This window comes from Acinetobacter sp. FY683 (genome assembly GCF_059515885.1).
Window position 1 is genome coordinate 135,419 of record NZ_JCAKNA010000006.1, and the last position, 22,268, is coordinate 157,686.

A 22,268-nucleotide genomic window follows, 5' to 3' on the forward strand; every position below is an offset into this window, starting at 1 on the left:
AATGAAAATGAAATCATATTTAAAGCAGCAGAATTATCCTATAAAAAAGTTTTTGACTGCATGTGTTTCATCTGTAATGACAGGTTTAATTTGTACATCGGTTACAGCGAGTGATATTGATATTTATCAAAATGCAACAGCTGGTGATACTACATTAATGTTTATGCTTGATATTTCGAATAGTATGAATAACAAAGATTCTGGGCAGAAAGCTACACGTATTAATCTTGTTAAAACAGCTATGAAAGATTTATTACAGGGTAATGCAGATAAAGGTATTACGCGAATTACTGATGATAAAATTATTGGTTTATCCACTCTGGGTTATCTTGTTAATAATAGTGGTACAAATTTTAAAAATACAGGGGCTGTATGGATTCCAGCAAGAAGGCTTAATGAGCAAGTTGGCAATATTACTCAGAGACAATTATTAATTAATACTATTGATAGTATTGTCGCATATGCAAATACTCCCACAGCTCGTTCATACGCAGAAACTGTTGCATACTTAATGGGAGCGACAACGTCATCTTTTGTTGCGCCAAAGAGTTTGAAGTATTTTAGTTATAGTAATACGAATAGATATCAATGTAATGGATGGACGGATGGCGATTATGATAACTGTACGTCTTGGAGTGCAGTGAATAGTATTAGTACTTCAGGAACAACTTCTGAGAAGTGTACGGTAAAAATTAATTATTATAATCAAACAGGGACATGTTATTACCAACATAATGTTGCTGTAACTACAAATAATAATGGTGGTTTTGAATATTCCAAACAAGAAACTAAGGCAGCACCTAGTTATACAAAATATGCAGCACCGAGTTCATTAAATCAAACAGTTGATGGAAAGCAATGTAGCGGGCAGGGGATTTATGTTTTAACTGATGGTGAGCCAACACAAGATGATAATGCCCAAGCACTAATGAAAGCTGCGTTAGGAGGGGTGTTTGGTGCTAATTTTAGTTGTAATAATTCCTCTTGGGATTGTACTCATAAGCTTGCAGCTAGTATTTTAAATGAGGCAGGCAACCCTAAAAATTTAAAATTTAAAACAGCTGTTGTTGGTTTCGGTGGTAGTTTTAATAGTATTCCCTCATTTGATAGAAAGTTAACTCAACAGCAAAACCTTGATAATATTACAAATACAAATTTAAGTGGTAATAATGCTGAAGATATTAAAAATGCTGCAAGGTGGGGGGTTTTAGCTGAAGGTGGTTGGTATTCAGGTAGTAGCTCGCAAGATGTTGTGGATAGCGTAAACTCATTTTTAGGCGATTTAGGTAAAGAAATTCCTGCTGTAACAACAGGAACACCAGAAATTCCTGTAGATGCACTAATTCCCTCAGCATTACAAAACTATGCATATTACCCACAGTTTCAACCAACACCAGCATCTGCATCGCAAATTTGGCTTGGAAATGTCAAAAAATATAAGGTAAGTGAAGATGGTGCCCTAGTTGACAAGTTCGGCCGTTTAATTGCGGATAGCAAGGGTCGCTTGTTGCAAACTGTGGCAGATCAATTAGCAACGCCTGTAGAAATTTTTGATTTGTGGTCACCAAATGCGACAGCTACCCCTACGGATGCAGAACGCGAAAATGCATTGATTGGTGGTGCAAAACTACAGTTGCAATTAGACCAAACAGCCTCTAAAGAGCGAAAAATTTTAAGTACTCGTAATTTTTCTACAAAAGCAGCAACAAATACTTTGCAGCAATTTTCCACCGAAAACTTAGCTAGCATGAATTTGAAAAAAACGGATAAAGCAGCTTCATTATTAGAATTACTGGGTTATCAGGTGAAGTCTACTGTTGGGGATGATACAAGTATTTCTAAAGCAGAGCTTGATAAAACAGCGGGAATTCGCTTTGGGGCTGTAATGCATTCAACGCCAATGTTGTTAACTAATGGTGGGCAAGTTACTTCTGAAAACAATGTTTTAGGATCAAAAAATAGGAAAGACTATATTCTATTTGGTACAACACAAGGTCTGTTACATGTTGTGGATGCTGAAACGGGTGTAGAGAAATTTGCATTTGTTCCAAATGAAATGATTGAAGATCAACACTTAGCATTTGGTGACCCCAATATACCATTCCTTGGTCGTGATAAAATGTTCTATGGTATAGATGGGCAGTGGACAGCTTATACCGAATATGTTTTAGATAAAGATAATAAAACATTAACAGTAGGTGCTGGTAGAGATAATGCAGTAGGAACGCAGCTTGTATACGGTGGTTTACGTATGGGGGGGCGTGATTACTATGCATTAGATTTATCTGATATCGATGATCCAAAACTAAAATTTAAGATTTCTCCAAGTGGTGCGTGTAGTGCAGAAAATCCTTTAGGATGTATGGGGCAAAGTTGGTCTAAACCTACTATTACGCATGTAAATTGGGAAGGTAAGAAAAAATTAGTGATGCTAGTTGGTGGTGGCTACGATGCTGGTGGTGTTGATGGCAATGCAAAAGATGCCCAAGGTGTAAAACAAAATTATGCTGGGTATGAAAGCGATTCATATGAGCAGATCAATAAGCGTGGAGCTGGTGTTTATATGTTTGACGCTTTAACAGGAAGTTTACTTTGGTGGTCTAGTGCAAATGCGACGACGAGTGAAGGTGGTTATGTTGCCACACCTGCTGCTGAAATGAAATTTAGTGTTGTGAGTCCAATTAAAGCAGTTGATCGAAATTCTGATGGCTTAAGTGATCATTTATTTTTTGGTGATTTGGGTGGGCAAGTTTGGAGAGTCGATTTAAATAATGATTCAGCTATTACTAGTGAACAGTTTGCAAAAGCTCCTGTTCGATTGTTGAATTTAGGTGGTTCAGGACTAACAAGAAAACGTTTCTATGAGGCACCAGGATTCTCAACATATACAAATGAGGGGAATAAAATTTTTGGTGTTGTATCAATAGGTTCTGGAAATAGAAGTTTGCCATTGAAAGACTATACCGTTGGTACTAATGATATATCACACGATGGTGTTTATAATATTTATGATAAAGATGTAGCACGTTCAGATTTATTTGATTTTGTGAGTGGTCCAGGTGCGGCGAAAGTTTATAAATATGTACCTAGTGAAAAAGGAACGAATCAAACATTATTGACTACAGTTGATGTTACTTTGCAATCAGAGGAAACAAATGGAATTACTGCTACTTCTTCGAAGATGTTAATTAATTTAGCAAATAGCGATAGATTAAAAAATGTAGATAAATTAAGCCCTACTGCTTCTTATGGTGATACACAGGGTTGGTACTATTTATTTAAGAGTAATAAGCTTCAGAGTGAAAAAGTATTTGCTACACCAATTGTCATAAATAATGATTTGTATGTTACAACATTTGATGCAAGTAAACCTGGTTCATCGGGTGCATGTGGTGCAGGTGTTAAAGGTGAAAGTTTTATTACTTTATTCTGTATGCCTTACGGTCAGTGTAAAGCAGCAACAGGAACTACAGATGATTATAGATTAAATTTAGGTGCGGGTATTGTAGGTGGGGCACTTGGCGCTGGTGATTTCGAAGGTATGGTTCGCCGCATTATTGCGACCAGAGATACAAGCGGTTTAGAGGGTAATGAAATTTTGAAACGTAAGTATCAAACAGGTAACCGATTAATCCCTCAGCGTTGGTACGTTAAACAATAATTTGGAGTAAATAAGAAAATGAGCTCTAAATTATTTAGCAAAGGGTTTACTTTGGTTGAGTTAATGATTGTGGTGATCGTGATTGCTCTATTTTCTTTAATAGCGATACCATCTTATCAAGCTTATGGGAGAAAGGCATTAGAAAGCCAAGTTCAACAAGAAATGCAGAACTTGGCTATGCAATTAGAGCGTCATAAATCTCGTAATTTTAATTATAAAAACTTTAATAGAACTCAAGTAGTTATACCAACAGGTGCTACAGGAGATTCTGTTAAGTACACAATTCTGATTCGTGATGGTGATGTTACGACTCAAATATTATCTAGTGCTAATAATGCCCCAGGTCGTAATTGGGCTATTCGTGCTGAAGCAACAGATGCTAAAAATTATAATTATTTAATGACGAGTCAGGGAACTAGGTGTAAGAATAAAACAAAAGCAAATGTCACTTTTTTAGCCTGCGAGGCAGCTGGTACGGAGGTGTGGTAAATGAATAAAGGCTTCTCTTTAATTGAGTTGATGATAGTCGTTGTGATAATTGGAATTATTACTGCAATTTCATATCCAGCATATCAAAATCATCTCAAAAAAACTCAGCGTGTAGAAATGCAGGCAGAGCTTGTAAATTTATCTAGCCATTTGCAACGCTATAAAATTGCAAATTTTACATTTACTCCTGCAAATACGGCAATAACATTGGCAGATTTAGGGTATGCATTAAGCAATGGCAGTTTATTGCTACCAATAGGGAATAAACCAACATACGCGATTACATTAGGTAATGTAACTGCGAATACCTGGACATTAACAGCAGCTCCCATTAATAGCCAATTAGGTGATGGTTTTATTGTACTAAACCATCGTGGAGAGCGTTGTTGGAATAAAGGTACAGGTAAAACCAATGGCACTGCTTGTGTCCCTACGGCAAGTACCAATTGGGATGGCAAATAAGTTAAATTCAAAACTGTGGATAAATCATTATTTAACCTTTCACTTTTCCAGAATTTAAAGTAAAATACTGCCCTCTATGAAAGGGGTTTGAAATGTATCGATGGTCGATGCACGGATAATCCGTAAAAACTATAAGGTTCTATCATGGTTGTTATTCGTCTTGCACGCGGTGGTGCTAAAAAACGTCCGTTCTATCAAATCATTGTGACTGATAGCCGTAATGCACGTGACGGTCGTTTCATCGAACGTATTGGTTTCTTCAACCCTACAGCTCAAGGTAAAGCAGAAAAACTTCGTTTAGATGCTGACCGTTTTGCTCATTGGGTTTCTCAAGGCGCTCAACCGTCTGACCGTGTTGCTTCTTTAGCTGTTCAAGCTAAAAAAGCTGCAGCTGCTGCATAATTCTGAATTAAGTAGTAGATAGCCCATGACACCAACACAGAATGTTCCAGAAGATCGTATTCAGATTGGACAGCTACGTTCAGCATATGGATTAAATGGGTGGCTCTGGGTTTATTCCAATACCGAACCTATGAGCAACATCTTTGACTATCTTCCTTGGTACATTGAGACTAAGGAAGGTTGGCATACAGTAGATGTAAAACGCTGGAAGCCACATGGTAAAGGCTTAGTTGTTAGTTTAAAGGGTGTGATTGATCGCACCGCTGCTGATGGCTTAGTAGGTACCAATGTTTGGATTTCAAAAGCGCAACTTCCAAAAGCAGGAATGGACGAGTTTTACTGGTCTGATTTAAAAGGTCTAACAGTGTTAGGGCTTGGCGATGACGAACAAGAAGTAAATCTTGGTAAAATCCATGAAATGTTTGAGACAGGTGCCAACGATGTGATGGTGGTTCACGCAACACCAGATAGCGTTGATGCTGAAGAGCGCATGATTCCATGGCATAAAGATGTGGTACAGCAAGTTGATCTTGAAGCTGGTCGTATTTACGTGAATTGGGGCGTAGATTACTAATATTTTTTGGAAATAAGGGAGTCTGCGATGTTTTTTGCAGTCATTACGCTTTTTCCTGAAATGTTTGAAGCGATTACAGCCTACGGAATTAGCGGGCGTGCAGCAAAACGCGAAATAGTACAAGTCACTTGTATTAATCCTCGTGATTATGCTGAGGGCAACTACAAAAGAGTGGATGAACGTCCATTTGGTGGTGGTCCAGGTATGGTAATGATGGCTGAGCCTTTGTCTCAGGCAATCAAACATGCCAAAGAGCTTGCAGCGCAAGCAGGAGCAGTTCAGGTTCCAGTGGTGTATATGTCACCACAAGGGAAAACTTTAAACGAACCTGCGGTACAACAATTTGTCGAATATGATGGGTTAATTGTACTGTGTGGGCGTTACGAAGGTGTCGATGAACGTTTGATCCAGCAATATGTTGATCAGGAATGGTCAATTGGTGATTACGTGTTATCTGGCGGTGAATTACCTGCGATGGTTTTATTAGATAGTATTATTCGGAGACTTCCGAATGCAATGTCTGATGAGCAATCACACGTTCAAGACTCATTTGTGGATGGTCTTCTAGACTGCCCACAATATACCAAGCCAGATCATTTTGAAGGTTTGGATGTGCCTGAGGTGTTAAAATCTGGGCATCATGCAAATATTGAAAAATGGCGGTTTTTGCAGCGATATCAGCGTACACTTGAACGCCGTCCAGAGTTGGTCGAACAAGTAGAACTGACAAAGCAGCAGAAAAAATGGCTAAAAGATTCGCAAAATAAGTCGTAATTTTTTATCTCTTATTTTGTAAAAGTCCGAAGTTTTACTTAGGATTCCGTACTTAATTTTAAAATTAAGTATTCTTTAATAGGCTCATTATGCATTGAAGTGGTCAAGCATAAAGAGAAAGATAATCGGGTGTATGCGCCTTAGCCTCTATACCCCGCGATGATCAGACCTCTTCTGACTCGCATTTATTGGAGATACCCCATGAGCGGTAAGCATCCTTTAGTACAAGCTGTTGAAAACGCACAATTAAGAACTGATCTCCCTGCATTTGCACCAGGTGATACAGTAATTGTTTCTGTAAAAGTTAAAGAGGGCGACCGTGAGCGTCTTCAGGCTTTTGAAGGTGTTGTAATTGCGATTAAAAACCGTGGTTTAAACTCTGCATTCACAGTTCGTAAAATTTCTAGCGGTGTTGGTGTTGAACGTGTTTTCCAAACACATTCTCCAATCGTTGCTAAAGTTGAAGTTAAACGTCGTGGTGATGTTCGTCGCGCGAAACTTTACTACCTACGCGAATTGTCTGGTAAAGCTGCACGTATCCGTGAAAAATTACCAGCTCGTAAAGTTAAAGCTTAATTTTAAGTTTTACACGAGTTCGAAAAATGCGCCTTTAGGCGCATTTTTTTATACTTAAAATTTAAATAAGACGAACTAACATTGATAATAACACCTACAGATTGTTACCATGAGGCAGTTTATAAATAGCCTAATTTTTATATGAAAAAGCCTTCTCCTAAAATTCAACGTCGTCATATTAGTGGTGTATTTCTTTTAAATAAGCCTTTGGGCATTAGTTCTAATGGTGCATTACAAAAAGTACGTTGGTTGTTCCGTGCTCAAAAAGCAGGGCATACAGGAGCTTTAGATCCTTTAGCTTCTGGCTTACTTCCTATTTGCTTAGGAGAAGCAACAAAGTTTTCACATTATTTATTAGACTCAACTAAACGCTATCAAACAACAATTAAGTTAGGCAATAGCACAACAACTGGCGATGTAGAAGGCGAAGTTTTTCTTGAAAAAGAAGTACCTGAATTAACTGAAGAAAAAATAAAAGAAGCGCTAGATAAATTTATTGGTGATATTCAACAAGTACCGCCTATGTATTCTGCTCTAAAAAAAGATGGTCGTCCTTTATATGAGTTGGCACGTCAAGGCATTGAAATTGAACGCGAAGCACGTCCAATACATATCTTTGCAATAGAACTACTGTCTTATACCAACGACAGTATTACGCTCGATATCACTTGTTCTAAAGGTACATATATTCGGGTATTGGGTGAAGATATTGCACAAGCGTTGAATACATATGGTCATTTGACCTATCTGCACCGTATTCAAACAGGGCAATTTGAACTTATTCCAACATATACCATTGAATATTTAGAAAGTTTGACTGAAATGGAGCGCGAAGCATTATTACTTCCTGTTTATGCACCTATTGATCATTTTCCAAAAATTCAGGCACCTGAAGGTCGTGCTGAATATTTTAGCCGTGGTATGGAAAGTAATATTGATCATGAAGCAGCAGAGCAGGTTGTGGTCTTTGATGGCGATAAATGTTTAGGTTTAGCTGAAATTACAGATAAGAAAAGATTAGTGCCGAAACGCGTACTAAACTTGTTATAAAGTTTAAATAAAAAAGCAAAGGGAGATATTTGTGGATATTGAGATTATTCTCAGTTTGATTTTTTTTGCTTTTTTTGCAGGAGCAATTGATGCAGCTGTTGGTGGTGGTGGCTTAATTCAAATTCCTGCCATTATGGGGGCAATGCCTCAACTTAGTCCTGCAACTGTTTTTGGTACCAATAAACTTGCATCAATTTGTGGTACTGCATCGGCCGCTTATAGTTTTGTTCGCAAAGTTAAACTGAAATGGAAACTATTGGCTGTTATTGGAATATGTGCATTTATTAGTTCCTTTGCGGGTGCTGCATGTGTTTCGATGATTCCAAAAGAAGTATTACGACCATTTGTCTTGGTCATGCTTATTGTGATTGCGATATATACCTTTGCTAAAAAAGAATTTGGTCAGGTTCATGTAAGCCAAGAACTCAGCACTAAGGTTCTAATATTGGCTGCTGTAGGTAGCTTGCTGATTGGATTTTATGACGGAATTTTTGGGCCAGGTACGGGCAGTTTTTTCATTTTCTTCTTCATTCGTTTTTTACAAACAGACTTTTTACATGCTTCGGCGCTGTCTAAAATTGCTAACTTTATGACGAACTTTGCTGCGTTAAGCTTCTTTATTCCAACAGGTCATGTACTTTTTGGTGTTGGTCTTATGATGGCTGTTGCTAATGTTTGTGGTTCATTGGTTGGTGTTAAGATGGCATTAAAATATGGTAGCGGTTTCATTCGAATTTTATTCTTGATATTAGTTTCAGTATTAATTGTTCGCTTGGGATATCAAACCTTTTTTGCTGCTTAAAAAACCAACAACAAAAATAAACATACATCTCTGTAAAGTTATTGCATAAATAGGTGAGTGTAGATTTCACTTACTTATTTGTGTGAATTTGAATGGATCATATAGCTAAAAGCCAGAGGTCATAATAATGAATATATTTGAAGCATTACGTGAAAGTCATAATAAACAAAGAGACATAGCAGAAAAATTAATACAAACATCAGGAGATACAGAAGAAAGAAGAGCTTTGTTTGATCAATTTAAAAATGAACTATTTGCACATGCTGTAGCAGAGGATCGTTATTTTTATATTCCATTAATGATGACCGATTCAGGATTAAATATAACTCGTCACGCACTTGCAGAACATCATGAAATGGATGAATTGCTTGAGCAATTAACTGAAATAGATTTTAGTAATACGGGTTGGTTGGCGATAGCGAAAAAATTGTCTGAAACTGTGCTTCATCATTTAGAAGAAGAGGAACATAGCTTTTTTCAGCAAGCAGGAAAAATTTTGGATGATAAGCAAAAGGAAACTTTAGCAAAGAAGTATTTGACTGAATATAAAAAGTATTTGAAAGCGGACAAAGATAGTCTTACTTAAATTTATGAACCTAAAAAGTAAAAGGGATGTTGATACATCCCTTTTTTATTCAAGCTGTTTTTACTTTATTGGATTTAAAAGTCACACCAATAGATGCAAGCATGACGAAAGACAGTGCAATCCATTGTAAGAATCCGATTTTTTCCCCCAATAAAAATAACCCTGCTAATGCTGCAAGTGCTGGTGAAAGGCTAAGTAAAGTTCCATAGCTTAAACGGCTTAAATGTCTTAAGGCTTTTAAATCTAAAGCGTATGGAATGGCTGTTGCTAAAATAGCGATAGCGAGCGCTTGTCCCCAATATTGTGTATTTAGAAGTGCATCAGCATTGTTATATAAACCAATGGGCAACAAGCTAATAGTAGATAAAGTGATTGCGATAGTGAGGGCGTGCATGCCTATATTTTGATGAGCAACCCTTTGTCCAAAAAAGATATATCCTGCCCAACATAAGCCCGCACCTAAAGCACAAAGCGCACCAAAAATAGAGAAGTTATCTGTATTGGCTTGTCCCCAAGGCACCATAAGTGCTACACCTAAAATGGCGAAAAGTACCCAAATAAAATCGCTACGTTGCTTAATGGAAAGTAAGGCTAAACCTAAAGGCCCAATAAATTCTAAACCGACTGCAATACCTTGCGGAAGCTTGCCTAAAGACATATAGAACAAGACATTCATGAAGCATAAAGCTGCGCTATAACACAATAAATCTCGCCATTTTAAAAATGGTAATCGTTTTAAAATTTGCCAAGAACGAAACATCAAACAGACAATAATGGCTGCAAAACATAGGCGTAAAATAGTCACAGAAAGAGGGTCTATTTGGCTAAAAAGTTGTTTGGCAAATGAAGCGCTTATTTGATACGAAATCATGGCAAGAACCATGTACAAAACAGCGAGAAGTTGTGATTTTGGCATTTTTATATCACTACACCCAAAAGGTGTGAGCATTAAAGTCGAAGATTGAGTATATCAATTCTGCTTTTATTTTGATGTTGGAAATATAGCCAAAATGTAAATTCAAAGTTTTGAATTCAAAAAATGCACATCGTTATTTTTTTAGTATTTATTCTGTGAAAATTTGAATTCAAAATATTTTAAATTTAAACTCCAGATTTTTTCTTTGCTTGTTGTGTGGTGTAAGTACAACCAATAGATGCGGTAATAATGGTGGCTAAAGCGAGCCATTGATTCCAAGCAAGTTGCTCACCTAAAAAAATAAATCCTGAAAATGCAGCAATAGCCGGCTCAACACTCATTAAAGTACCAAAGCTTAATGCTGTTAAATTTCGCAGAGCAATCATTTCTAAAGTAAAAGGCAAGGCACTTGCAAGTGCTGCTAGCGCAATAAAATACATTAAATTTGAAGGTTGAAAAACGTTGCTCGACATACCAGAAATAAGTGCAATTGGCATTAAACACAGCATGCCAATAAACATGCCTAAGCAAACCGTGTGATTACCTGAAACGCCTGAAGGCTTTTGACCTGCAACAATATAAAGTGCCCAACAGGCACCTGCACCCAATGCAAATGCAATTCCAATTAAATCTAAACTTTGTGAAGCTTGCTGAAAAGGGGAAAGTAAAATTAAGCCAATAATGGCAAGTCCAACCCAAATAAAATCGAACTTTTGTCTTGCATAATAAAGCGCAACACTTAAAGGCCCAATAAATTCAAAAGAAACCGCAATGCCTAAAGGCAGTCTTTGAATAGATAAGTAGAACAGGGCATTCATACCTGCAAGTGCAATGCCATAGCTAATAATGGCAGACCATTTCACTTGTTTGAAATTGATTTTCCATGCCTGAAAAATAATTGCCAAAATCAGTGCGCCAAGCATTAAGCGCATAGCCGAAATGGTCAAAACAGGAAATTGGGTAAAAAGTGATTTTGCGAGCGCACCACTACTTTGCATACTCACCATAGCAATAAGTAATAAGAACAAAGATTGAATATGTGGTGCATTTTTTAAATTGGGCATGAACTAAATTCGTTTTGTTTTCATAGGTAGCGGAAAATGAAAAACATAAAATAAGGCAATAAAAAAACCACAGCACGAATGCTGTGGTTTTTAATATAAACGAATATTAGAACAATACACGTACGCGAATTGTACCTTCAACTTCGTGAAGCGTATCTAGTGCTTCTTGAGATGCAGTAGCATCTACGTCCATTACTAGGTAACCAACGTCACCTTTAGTCATTAAAGATTGACCAGAGATGTTGATGCCGTGTTCAGCAAACAAGTTGTTTATTTTAGAAAGAACGCCAGGAATGTTTTTATGAATGTGAAGTAAACGATGTTTACCTTCAGTCAATGGAAGCGCGATTTCTGGGAAGTTCACAGCAGATAAAGTCATACCTTTATCTGAGTAAGCAACAAATTTCTCACCAACTTCTAAACCAATGTTTGCTTGCGCTTCGATAGTAGAACCACCTACGTGCGGAGTCAAAATTACGTTTGGAATGTTACGAAGTGGAGAAATGAATTCTTCACCGTTCGCTTTTGGCTCTTTCGGGAATACGTCAACCGCAGCACCTGCAATATGACCCGATTTAAGCGCATCAGCCAAGTCTTCAATTACAACACATGTACCACGTGCAGCATTGATGAAGATTGCACCTTCTTTCATTTGTGCAAATTTTTCTTTTGTCATGAAGTTACGTGTAGACGGAACATCAGGAACATGAAGAGATACAACATCAGCATTTGCCAATAGCTCATCTAGGCTACCAACTTGACGTGCATTACCTAAAGGTAATTTAGTCACTGTGTCGAAGTAGATCACTTTCATACCCAAGCTTTCTGCAAGTACAGAAAGTTGAGAGCCGATAGAGCCGTAACCAACGATACCTAATGTCTTACCACGTGTTTCAAACGAACCTACAGCAGATTTATTCCAACCGCCTGCATGTGTATCTGTAGATTTTTCAGGTACACGACGAAGAAGGAGAATCGCTTCAGCAAGAACAAGTTCAGCAACTGAACGAGTGTTTGAATACGGTGCGTTAAATACAGGAATACCACGACGCATTGCTGCATCTAAGTTCACTTGGTTCGTACCAATACAGAAACAACCAACAGCAATAAGCTTGTTCGCAGCTTCGAATACTTCTTCAGTAAGTTGAGTACGAGAACGAATACCAATGAAGTGAGCATCTTTTATCGCTTCTTTCAGCGCTTCACCTTCAAGCGCAGTTTTACGATAATCGATATTGGTGTATCCAGCAGCATTTAAAGTGTCGACTGCGTTTTGGTGAACGCCTTCTAACAACAAGAAACGAATTTTATCTTTAGGCAAAGAAAGATGTTGGCTCATTACGGCTCCGCTACAAAGGCCAAATTTAGTGGCGATATAATAGCATAGGAAATAAGCCTATATACATTTCCTTTATGGCTTTGAAGATAGGTATTTTTCTAAAATATGTGACAAGGTTTGTCGAAATTGGTCTAATTAACTGTGTAATTTCAAAGGTGACATTCGAAAAATACGATTTTCTGCGGGATTTAATAAAAATGGCTTATAATACTGCCTCGTGAAATTACCACGCATATTCAGTGTTGGTTTTATATTCATGAGTGGTCTAAGAAACGTGCATTTGAACATGAAAAATATTGTTTAAAAACAGTATTCTTAAGCCCTAACTACTTGTTTACTTCTTGCAAGGTCTGAAAACGATGAACGCTCCAGTCGCTTTAACCCCAGAGTTATTGACCCAATTAACTGCAATTGTTGGTGAAAACCGCATTAAAACAGATGCGGATAGCCTCCAAAATTGGGGACGTGACCATACTAAGCACTTCGATCCAAATCCATCGGTTATCGTTTTTCCATCCACCACTGAACAAGTTCAAGAAATTGTAAAACTTGCTAACCAATTTAATGTTGCGGTTACACCAAGCGGTGGTCGTACTGGTTTATCTGCGGGTGCTGTAGCTGCTAACGGTGAAATTGTTGTTAGCATGGACAAAATGAACCAAATTCTTGAATTTTTCCCAGCAGACCGTATGGTTCGTGTTCAAGCAGGTGTGGTGACTGAACAACTTCAAAACTACGCAGAAGAACAGGGCATGTACTACCCAGTAGATTTTGCATCTGCGGGTTCATCGCAAATTGGCGGTAACATTGGTACAAATGCTGGCGGTATTAAAGTAATTAAATACGGCATGACACGTAACTGGGTTTTAGGTTTAACCGTTGTTACGGGTAAAGGCGACATCCTTCGTTTAAACAAAGGCATGATTAAAAACGCAACAGGTTATGCGCTTCAACACTTATTTATTGGTGGTGAAGGAACTTTAGGTTTGGTAACAGAAGCTGAAATTAAACTTGAACGTCAACCACACGATTTACAAGTGATGGTATTGGGCGTTCCAGATTTTGACGCAATTATGCCTGTACTTCATGCATTCCAAAAGAAAATTGATTTAACTGCATTTGAGTTCTTTGGTGAACTTGCAATGCAAAAAGTACTTGATCATGGTCATGTTCAACGTCCATTTGAAACAGAATGTCCATTTTATGTATTGCTAGAATTTGAAGCGCCGTATGAACCAATTATGGATGCTTCAATGGAAATTTTTGAGCATTGTATGGAAGAAGGTTGGGTACTTGATGGTGTGATGAGCCAAAGCTTAGACCAAGTAGAAAGCTTATGGCGTTTACGTGAAGATATTTCAGAATCTATTTCACCATTTACACCATACAAAAACGATATTTCTGTGTTAATTACGCACGTTCCTGCGTTTATTAAAGAAATTGATGCAATCGTGTCTGAAAACTATCCAGATTTTGAAATTTGCTGGTTCGGTCATATTGGTGACGGTAACTTGCACTTAAACATCTTAAAACCTGCAGATTTAAGCAAAGACGAATTCTTTGCAAAATGTCAGGTCGTGAATAAGTATGTGTTTGATACTGTGAAAAAATATGATGGTTCTATTTCTGCGGAACACGGTGTTGGTATGACGAAAAAGCCATACTTAGAATACACACGTACAGCAGAAGAAATTGAATACATGAAAGCGTTGAAACAAGTTTTTGACCCGAACGGTATTATGAACCCTGGTAAATTATTTGATCTTTAATCATGACATTTATAGTTTTTAAATGTGATTTTTAATGAATATTGAATATGGTGAAATATGTTTCTTTTTTCTATGAAGTGAAGCATGTATTTCGCAAGAGGGTGTAGGTTTTATAGATAGACCTCTCCCTAACCCTCTCCTAAGAGGAGAGGGGATTTCATGAATATGTAAGTGTTCTTTGAAGTAAGTTTTTAAATGTTTTGAAAAGTTAGATAGATTAAGTTGTTACAGACTAACTATCGTGTAACTGTAAAAGGCATAGCATCATTGGTGTTATGCCTTTTTTATATTGAGTATTAAAAAATGATGAAAAAGTTATTCGTAATGGTAACATGTGTGGGGCTTTTGGCTGGCTGTGCGACTACGAAGGATTTGGTGTCTAAAGTGGGGACTTCACATACGCCACTTGAGCAAGTTTTAAAGGCTCAACCTAATTTAAAAAATGAGTTGAATATGGTTGAAATTCGTCAGGTATTTAACCGTGTGGAATCTCCAAATGTGGCACAAGTAATGGTATTGCAAGCAGGTTTAATGGATGACTCTGTGAGTGCGATTCGTACTATTTATAGTTTTAAATTGCAAGATAATGTTTGGAAGCAGGTAGATAAGAAAGAAGCGTATAAATGTGTACGTGGTAAGAATACGAAAGCTTTCCAAACGGCTCTTTGTTCTTAATATTTGATTAAAAAATGATTGAAATTTAATATAAAGACCTCATAAAAAAGCGTATCGGTTGATACGCTTTTTTATTTAGGGATGATTAGAATGGCTTTAGTAAGTGATTCAGCAATACATGATTTTAAAGAAGATGTATTAGAGCGTGGGGAATTTGCAAACAATATTGCTGATTTAATAGTTTCGAGAGAAGATAAAGAGGCTTTTACAATAGGTATAATCGGGGCTTGGGGAAGTGGTAAAAGTTCAATTTTAAATTTGATTGATAGTCAGATAAAGACAAATAATCAGGATGTTATAACTATATTTTTTAATCCATGGAGGTACAGTGGGGAAAATGAACTCTTGATGAATTTCTTTAATTGTATAGCTGGGGCATTAGATAAAAATCTTGAAACAGGTGGAGAATTAGTTAAAAAATTCTTTAAGAAGCATACTGATAAAGTTGGTAGTTTAATAAGTGTGATGGCTGGCGATCCGACAAATTCATCTCAGAGCGTTGCAACTTGGTTGAGTAGTTTTTTAAAGACATCGGAATTGGATGATTTTAAGTTAAGGGTACAAGAGTTACTTATCGAGAAGCAGAAAAAAGTTGTTATTTATATTGATGATATAGATCGCTTACCACGAAAAGAAATTCAAGACTTATTCAAAGTTATAAAATTATTAGGCGATTTTGATAATGTTACTTATATATTAGCCTTTGATAAGCAAGTGGTTACGCAAGCATTAGGTGAAGTTTATTCTTTTGATAAGAGTGCAACATTTTTAGAAAAAATAATTCAATTACAAATAGAAGTGCCTTTAATAAATAAAAAAATATTATTAAGAGAGTGGAAGAAAAGTTTAGCCCGAGTTTTGAAAACAAATAGCATTGAGTTTGATGATACTCAATGGATTGAACTTCGAAATCGAATTCATAAGGGATTTTTGCAAAATTTGGATGACTTGAGAAAAATTAAAAATATCGAAAACTCATTAAGCTATGTTCTGCCGATATTAAATAATAAAACTAATATTGTTGATTTAATCACAATTGAAAGTATGAGGTTTTTTTATCCCAATTTGTATTTAGCGTTAAAGTATAAGAAATTTGATATTTTTGATGAAAGTAAAGACTTTAGTGAGAGTGTTACTTTATTTAGTGATGCAAGGAAACAAAAGGAAAGGGATAAAAGACGAATTGATGAATTTTATGAAATCACATGTTTACAAGAAATTGCCAATTATAAAGGAGTGTTAAGTCTTCTCAAGGATTTATTTCCCACGTTAAATGCATTATGGACAGGATTTGGTTATGGGGTTGAGTCTAGAGATTTAAAAACGAAATTAAAAATAGGTAGTAAAGATTATTTTGATAGATATTTTACATATAGTCTGAATCCTATGGAATTGCCCGAAACTTTGGTTAAAGACTTATTGTTTAATACTAAAAATAATGTTGATTTCATTGAAAAATTTGATGAAATCTTGGATAAATATGAGCATTATGAAGTAATTAATAAAATTTTCTTATTTATAAATTTGGTAAAAGATAAGGAAAAAATAATTATTCAACTTTTTAATGCTTATAATAAATTTAATAATGAATATTACGATGATGGTTTCTTTCCAATAAAAAATAGAGAAAGATTTTTGAGAAGTATGATCGAGGTCATGGAGGGTTATGATCTTTTAAATAAGCTCATTGAGGCGAATGACTTTTTAGAAAAGATGAGCAATGAGTTGTTTGTTAAATTTTATATGATTGTTAAGGCAAAATGTGATGATGTGCGTAGCTATTTAGCAGATAATTTAGTAGTAAGAATCAAAGATCATAAATTTAATATTTTTGACTGTTCAGATGATTTTGAAATATTTTCACTATTATATTTGTTGAAGCAAAGCAAAAAAATTAATGTTGAAAGGTATTTAAATGACATTATCAAAAGTGAAGATTTTTTGAGTGTTTTTTTAGAAGCATTTTGTTCTTTTATACATGGAAGAAAAGTCATTGAATTTAAGAAAGACACTCTAAAGGATATTCATGATGTTCTAAGTTATGAGGAACTTTCAGCAAAAATAATGAATATATGCCCAAAATATTTTACTGAAAACTCAAATAAAAATGCGATTGAGAAATACTTGATAGCAAGAGATTTTCCTATAACTGGAAGTTAGAATGCTCTTTATTAGAAAAATTGCTACAATACACCTACTCATCCTTAGGTGTATTGGCATGAGCAAAAATCTCACAGCAAAACCAAAGAAAACACATCTCGTGAACACGATGTACTTCTAAACAAACTTAACTCCATACAAATTTCAAAGTTAAAACTCAATGCATGTCATTGGGTAGAAACTTCATTTCCCTAAAATAAAAGTGGTTTAGGCAAAGTTGTCTCCACACGTAGAAATAAATGCAAAATATACAAACTGTAAAACTTAACCGTGCCACCTTTATGTTTCCGTTGGCATTGGTACTTTTTGAATTTTCCGTCTATATCGGTAACGACTTAGTCCAACCAGCCATGCTTGCCATTACCAAAGACTTTGGCGTAAGCAGCGCGTGGGCACCATCTTCCATGTCATTTTACCTATTGGGTGGGGCATTTGTTGCATGGCTACTTGGACCACTTTCAGACCGCTTAGGACGAAAAAAAGTCCTATTGGGTGGCGTACTATTTTTTGTACTCACATGCCTACTTATTTTACTTACAACCAATATCGAAAGCTTTTTAGCACTGCGCTTTTTACAAGGTTTTGGTTTATCTGTTATTGCCGCCGTAGGTTATGCTGCCATTCAAGAAACCTTCGATGAACGCGATGCTATTAAAGTCATGGCGCTTATGGCAAATGTATCATTACTTGCGCCATTATTAGGACCTGTACTTGGCGCATTTATGATTGATCATGTGTCTTGGCATTGGGGCTTTATAGGCATTGCCGTTATTGCACTCATCAGTTGGTTTGGTTTAAATGCCAAAATGCCCGATGTAAAAGTCAGCAGAACAAAAAAACCATTAAGCTATATATTAGATGACTTTAAACAAGTCTTTAAAAACAAGCGGTTTGTTGCGCTTACCTTGGCTTTGCCACTCGTGAGCATGCCACTTATGTTATGGATTGCACTATCACCTGTCATGCTTGTGGAATACATAGGCTTAAGCAGTATGCAATACGGACTTGCACAATTTCCTGTATTGGGCGGTTTAATTGTAGGTAACTTAGTTTTACTTAAAATTATAGATAAATATGCTTTAGGACAAACGGTACTCATGGGCTTACCACTCATGCTGACAGGTGCAATTATTTTAGTGCTTGGTGCCATTTGGCAAGAATACTTTATTCATAGCTTAATTTTAGGAATGACGCTCATTAGCTTTGGTGAAGGCATTAGTTTCTCTGTACTTTACCGTTTTGCACTCATGTCATCTGAAGTATCTAAAGGAACAGTTGCAGCAGCAGTTTCTGTATTAATGATGCTGAGTTTCTTTATATTCTTAGAACTTGGGCGTGTGTTATATGAAAGTTTTCATATTTGGGCATATAGCTTAATTTGTTTAGCCTTTATTGCCTTTTGGTTTACTTTGCCACGGTTACATTTGAAAAAAGTCATGCAAGAACGTGTTGAAAAAGGTCAGTTTTAAATCATCAATATTGCATTTTTACATCAAAAAAAACCTCCACATTTGGAGGTTTTTTTAAAGCTTTTATATTAAGAATAGCGTTCTGGATGCTCTAGTTTTCTCAATTTTCTATCAAAAACAAAAGGACCAAATGGCAAAATAGATGCAATTAAACCTAAAACAAACATCTTAATAGACCATTTTTGCTTTTCACACACAATAAACAATACTGCAAGAAAAGCGATAAATAATAGCCCGTGCCCCATGCCAACGTATTTTACCAAAATAGGATTATCCATTAGGTATTTCACAGGCATTGCAATAAAAAGTAAAAGTAAGAAGGAAATAGCTTCTAAGAAACCAACACATCGTAAGGTTTTAATATTCATGGTCACTATATTTAAAATGAGAATGAACAGGCAGTGTAGTGCATAAAGTTGAAAAGTTGAACGATAGATCGAACAAAACTGAAAAATAGTTCAAGGGAAATATCATTCCCTTTTATTTGAAAATGGAATTGTTACTTAATATCTAGTTCGAGCAATTTATTTTGCAGTTTTAATAATTCAGGCAAGGTTTCTAGTAATAGACTCATTTGCTTGAGTACTAATAATAAATGTTCCGATAAGTGCGCTTCTGCATTGAGTTGTTTAATTTCCTCAAGCTTTTGTTCAATGTCTGTCAATGAAAGTGTATGTTGCTGAATAAGAACATTGTCTAAAGTGTGTTGTGTCCATTGCATGAGCGCCAATACATGAGGTTCATTCACATATTCTCTGTGACTTCCTAAAGCAGATATATAGCTGAGTTGGCTGTGGCTATAAACCAAATAGCGAAAGGCATGGTGAATGAGCTCTGGATTAGGATTGGGTTCTGTACTTAAACTTGAAATCATATTTGAAAGTTCAATTTGAGTATTGTGTGCGGAGCGCCGTGCAAGTCGATAATCGAAACTATTATTTTTTCCAAATTGATACTGCAAAACGACTGCATGGAAATAGTCCAAAGTTGCTTTGGTGCTTTTTTTCATTGTGGTTGAAATGTTGCGGAAATCCCAGTCGGGCCAAATAGTACTCACTGCAAACCATGCAATAAAACAGCCAAGCAGGGTGTCTATAATACGCGGTAAAATAATGGCATATCCTGCGCCTTTTAAATTAAAAATAAGCAAAACCATGAGCGTTGCCATAAGTGTTGCCATGGCATATTTTTTTGCACTCAAATAGAAAAAACACACGCCAAAAATAATAGTGAGAAGTAATTGACCTTCAATACTCGGTACGAAATATAAAATTGGTATACCAATAAGTACACCTAAAAGCGTGCCTAAAGTTCGCATTTTTAAGCGGCTTTTGGTGGCAAAGTAACGCATTTGGCAAACGAATAAACTGGTTAATAAAATCCAATATCCATTTTTTGCAAAGGGTAACAAGGAAATGGAGTATCCCACTGCAAATACAAAGGCAATGCGTACTGCGTGTCTAAATAATGCAGATTGAGGTGTTAAATGCTGTTTTAACTTTAGCCACAAATCTTCAGCGCCGTGAATATCATCATCTAATAAATCGAAGTTTTTAAGATGTTGCTGCACCTGTACTGAACTTTGTTTTTGTAGTTCTTTTAGATTTTGAAATCGAGCTAGGAATTTTTCTAAATTACTTAAAATAAGCTGTAAATTTTTAACTTCTAAATTGTACGGATTTTCCCTAATCCAATCCTGCATGGAGCTTCTTAAATAACTCAATGCCAAAATTCGTTCTTGGCTCGCTTCATAGTTTTTATTATTTAAAATGGCTTGAGCTAATTCTTGGCAACTACGAGCATGTAAACGAATATTCTTTTGAATTCGATAGATTAAATCGGTACGACTGAAGTTTTGATGAAGATGTTCATAATGCAAATAGTTGGAACTTGCTTGTTCGTGAATATCTTGTGCAAGAAAATATAAATTGAGCCAGTAAATGGTATTTTGATTTGCTCTAGAGGCTTTTAAACGGGTAAGTAAAGATGCTTTGGTTTTATTGAGCGCAAGAACAACCTCACTATTTTTAAGTGAAAGATCATACAAGAGTTGTTCGACATTTTTGGTATTATCTGGGTCAAACAGCTTAGCTTTTGCATAGAGTAAATCTGCTATTTTTTCGAAGTTTTGGCTTAAGTTATCTTGTACAGCAAGGGTTGGTTTAATGAGGTAAAATAAAATAGCAGTAAAGCCATACCACAATGCACCCGCCACAAAGCAGAATGGTTGAAAGTACCATTCGGTGTATTCGTCTAAGCCAAACATGGTGTAAATTGAAAGTAAAATAGTACCAAATGAAATGGCTACATAACGCTGACCTAAAGCACCAAGTAAAATTAAACCTGCACTAGAAAGTGATAAATATAAAATGAATAAAAATTTATATTCATGCAAAAAATCAAGAATGCTACTTACACCAAAAAATAAAATACAGACATAAACTAAATTACGTAAGCGAATACTTAAGCGATCATCAAAGTCGGTGAGGGCAGTTGCTATAGCACCTAAAGTGGTGGGTACAATTAGTTCTTGAGCGCCTAAATAATACAAACCTAAAGTTGTACCTGTTAAGACAATAAAAATTTGTAAGCAATATACTAAAATGGCATTAGATTTAAATGACTGAAACCACAGGCTGAAACTATTCACTTTTTATAGGGGCTGTTGACATTTCATAATGGTAACCAAATAAAGATGCAAGCTAAGGCAACAGAATTTTCATAGCTTTGCTTTAGCTTATCATAGCGTGTGGCAATGCCTCTAAAGTGCTTTAATCTAGCAAAGGCATTCTCAACTAAATGCCTGATTTTATATAAATACCAATCCATATGATCATGATTTGATAGTGTATTGGATTTCTTAGGAATATTGGCTTGAGTACCCGTATTTTCTATCTGTTCTCTCAAGGATTCAGAGTCATAACCCTTATCTGCACATAGAGTTTCTGTCTCGTTTAGGTAGAGGCTATCAACTAATTTAGGTGCCACTTTTACATCGTGGGTCGTGCCATCCTCTATTAGAAACTGAACAGGGTTCCCATGAGCATCAACAGCCAAATGAATTTTAGAACTGTTTCCACCGATACTTTTTGAAATAGCCTGATTTTTAATTCCTGTAGCATGTTGATGAGCTCTCACATGACTAGCATCAATAAATATCCACTCTAGGTCAGCATCAGATGAAATTAACTTAAATATTTTTAATAGCTTATTATCTTTCGACCATCTAGAAAATTTCTTGAATATGGAGTTTGGCTTTCCAAAAGTGGCGGGTAAATCCCGCCATGGGCAACCTGTACGGATTCTATAAAGAATAGCTTCAATAAAATTACGAAGATTTTGTTTGAGATAAATACGAAAATTACGGAAAATAGTTTCTAACTTAGACCAGTGTTGATCAGTCAACATTGTACGAGGCATAGCGAGGAGTAGATTTGGTTTGGCGATTAAATTTTACTTTCTCGCTATTTTTTTTGCACAGCAAATGTCAACAGACCCTA

The 22,268-nt window shown here is 36.1% G+C and carries 20 protein-coding genes; 14 read left to right on the forward strand and 6 right to left on the reverse strand.

Annotated features, from left to right (window positions below; genetic code table 11):
- The first annotated feature begins 7 nt into the window (after nucleotides 1-7).
- The 10 genes from AC5YDH_RS05205 (at nucleotide 8) to AC5YDH_RS05250 (ending at nucleotide 9,376) form a co-directional block, all read left to right on the forward strand.
- Entirely contained in the window at nucleotides 8-3,661 is a 3,654-nt protein-coding gene (locus AC5YDH_RS05205) for a pilus assembly protein PilY (RefSeq protein ID WP_496117356.1), read from the forward strand.
- Between the two features lie 18 nt (nucleotides 3,662-3,679).
- Nucleotides 3,680-4,150 carry a type IV pilin protein gene (locus AC5YDH_RS05210; protein WP_321098534.1) on the forward strand — a complete coding sequence of 157 codons (471 nt, stop codon included), beginning with the start codon at nucleotides 3,680-3,682 and terminating at the stop codon, nucleotides 4,148-4,150.
- Complete coding sequence (locus AC5YDH_RS05215) at nucleotides 4,151-4,612, forward strand: type IV pilin protein (RefSeq protein ID WP_321088924.1); 462 nt, start codon at nucleotides 4,151-4,153, stop codon at nucleotides 4,610-4,612.
- 144 nt (nucleotides 4,613-4,756) lie between these two features.
- Nucleotides 4,757-5,014 (forward strand): 30S ribosomal protein S16, encoded by a 258-nt coding sequence (gene rpsP, locus AC5YDH_RS05220; protein WP_496117358.1) that lies wholly within the window; start codon nucleotides 4,757-4,759, stop codon nucleotides 5,012-5,014.
- Nucleotides 5,015-5,039: 25 nt separating this feature from the next.
- The gene (gene rimM / locus AC5YDH_RS05225; RefSeq protein WP_321088923.1) at nucleotides 5,040-5,588 is read left to right on the forward strand and encodes a ribosome maturation factor RimM; all 549 of its coding nucleotides are present in this window, start codon (nucleotides 5,040-5,042) and stop codon (nucleotides 5,586-5,588) included.
- 27 nt (nucleotides 5,589-5,615) lie between these two features.
- Complete coding sequence (gene trmD, locus AC5YDH_RS05230; protein ID WP_321087577.1) at nucleotides 5,616-6,362, forward strand: tRNA (guanosine(37)-N1)-methyltransferase TrmD; 747 nt, start codon at nucleotides 5,616-5,618, stop codon at nucleotides 6,360-6,362.
- A gap of 201 nt (nucleotides 6,363-6,563) precedes the next feature.
- Nucleotides 6,564-6,938 carry a 50S ribosomal protein L19 gene (rplS, locus tag AC5YDH_RS05235; protein ID WP_086213123.1) on the forward strand — a complete coding sequence of 125 codons (375 nt, stop codon included), beginning with the start codon at nucleotides 6,564-6,566 and terminating at the stop codon, nucleotides 6,936-6,938.
- Between the two features lie 141 nt (nucleotides 6,939-7,079).
- Nucleotides 7,080-7,988 (forward strand): tRNA pseudouridine(55) synthase TruB, encoded by a 909-nt coding sequence (gene truB, locus AC5YDH_RS05240; protein ID WP_248101284.1) that lies wholly within the window; start codon nucleotides 7,080-7,082, stop codon nucleotides 7,986-7,988.
- Between the two features lie 31 nt (nucleotides 7,989-8,019).
- Complete coding sequence (locus tag AC5YDH_RS05245; RefSeq protein ID WP_432612600.1) at nucleotides 8,020-8,790, forward strand: sulfite exporter TauE/SafE family protein; 771 nt, start codon at nucleotides 8,020-8,022, stop codon at nucleotides 8,788-8,790.
- 127 nt (nucleotides 8,791-8,917) lie between these two features.
- Nucleotides 8,918-9,376 carry a hemerythrin domain-containing protein gene (locus tag AC5YDH_RS05250; protein ID WP_248101286.1) on the forward strand — a complete coding sequence of 153 codons (459 nt, stop codon included), beginning with the start codon at nucleotides 8,918-8,920 and terminating at the stop codon, nucleotides 9,374-9,376.
- Between the two features lie 49 nt (nucleotides 9,377-9,425).
- Here the strand turns inward: AC5YDH_RS05250 and AC5YDH_RS05255 are convergent, their stop codons facing one another.
- The 3 genes from AC5YDH_RS05255 to serA all read right to left on the reverse strand — a co-directional run bounded on the left by AC5YDH_RS05255 (nucleotide 9,426) and on the right by serA (nucleotide 12,695).
- The gene (locus tag AC5YDH_RS05255) at nucleotides 9,426-10,292 is read right to left on the reverse strand and encodes an EamA family transporter (protein WP_496117362.1); all 867 of its coding nucleotides are present in this window, start codon (nucleotides 10,290-10,292) and stop codon (nucleotides 9,426-9,428) included.
- Nucleotides 10,293-10,477: 185 nt separating this feature from the next.
- Nucleotides 10,478-11,356, reverse strand: a complete 879-nt coding sequence (locus tag AC5YDH_RS05260; RefSeq protein WP_496117364.1) for an EamA family transporter — start codon at nucleotides 11,354-11,356, stop codon at nucleotides 10,478-10,480.
- 106 nt (nucleotides 11,357-11,462) lie between these two features.
- Entirely contained in the window at nucleotides 11,463-12,695 is a 1,233-nt protein-coding gene (gene serA / locus AC5YDH_RS05265; protein ID WP_321088919.1) for a phosphoglycerate dehydrogenase, read from the reverse strand.
- A 359-nt stretch (nucleotides 12,696-13,054) separates the two neighbouring features.
- Between serA and AC5YDH_RS05270 the strand changes: the two genes are divergently transcribed.
- The 4 genes from AC5YDH_RS05270 to craA all read left to right on the forward strand — a co-directional run bounded on the left by AC5YDH_RS05270 (nucleotide 13,055) and on the right by craA (nucleotide 18,768).
- Nucleotides 13,055-14,464, forward strand: a complete 1,410-nt coding sequence (locus AC5YDH_RS05270; protein WP_154771810.1) for a D-2-hydroxyglutarate dehydrogenase — start codon at nucleotides 13,055-13,057, stop codon at nucleotides 14,462-14,464.
- Nucleotides 14,465-14,770: 306 nt separating this feature from the next.
- On the forward strand, nucleotides 14,771-15,139 hold the full coding sequence (locus AC5YDH_RS05275) for a hypothetical protein (protein ID WP_496117379.1): 369 nt from the start codon (nucleotides 14,771-14,773) through the stop codon (nucleotides 15,137-15,139).
- 90 nt (nucleotides 15,140-15,229) lie between these two features.
- The gene (locus AC5YDH_RS05280; RefSeq protein ID WP_496117366.1) at nucleotides 15,230-17,299 is read left to right on the forward strand and encodes a KAP family P-loop NTPase fold protein; all 2,070 of its coding nucleotides are present in this window, start codon (nucleotides 15,230-15,232) and stop codon (nucleotides 17,297-17,299) included.
- 239 nt (nucleotides 17,300-17,538) lie between these two features.
- A complete protein-coding gene (gene craA / locus AC5YDH_RS05285; RefSeq protein ID WP_496117368.1) occupies nucleotides 17,539-18,768 on the forward strand; it encodes a chloramphenicol efflux MFS transporter CraA in 1,230 nt (409 codons plus the stop codon).
- A gap of 68 nt (nucleotides 18,769-18,836) precedes the next feature.
- On the opposite strand, the gene AC5YDH_RS05290 is transcribed toward craA, so the two are convergent.
- The 3 genes from AC5YDH_RS05290 to AC5YDH_RS05300 all read right to left on the reverse strand — a co-directional run bounded on the left by AC5YDH_RS05290 (nucleotide 18,837) and on the right by AC5YDH_RS05300 (nucleotide 22,188).
- Nucleotides 18,837-19,136, reverse strand: coding sequence for a DUF3817 domain-containing protein (locus AC5YDH_RS05290; protein ID WP_496117370.1), 300 nt, complete (start codon nucleotides 19,134-19,136; stop codon nucleotides 18,837-18,839).
- A gap of 131 nt (nucleotides 19,137-19,267) precedes the next feature.
- Nucleotides 19,268-21,418, reverse strand: coding sequence for a YccS family putative transporter (gene yccS / locus AC5YDH_RS05295; protein ID WP_496117372.1), 2,151 nt, complete (start codon nucleotides 21,416-21,418; stop codon nucleotides 19,268-19,270).
- Between the two features lie 23 nt (nucleotides 21,419-21,441).
- Nucleotides 21,442-22,188: an IS5 family transposase gene (locus tag AC5YDH_RS05300; protein WP_496116939.1), complete on the reverse strand. Its 747-nt coding sequence runs from the start codon at nucleotides 22,186-22,188 to the stop codon at nucleotides 21,442-21,444.
- Between the last annotated feature and the right edge of the window lie 80 nt (nucleotides 22,189-22,268).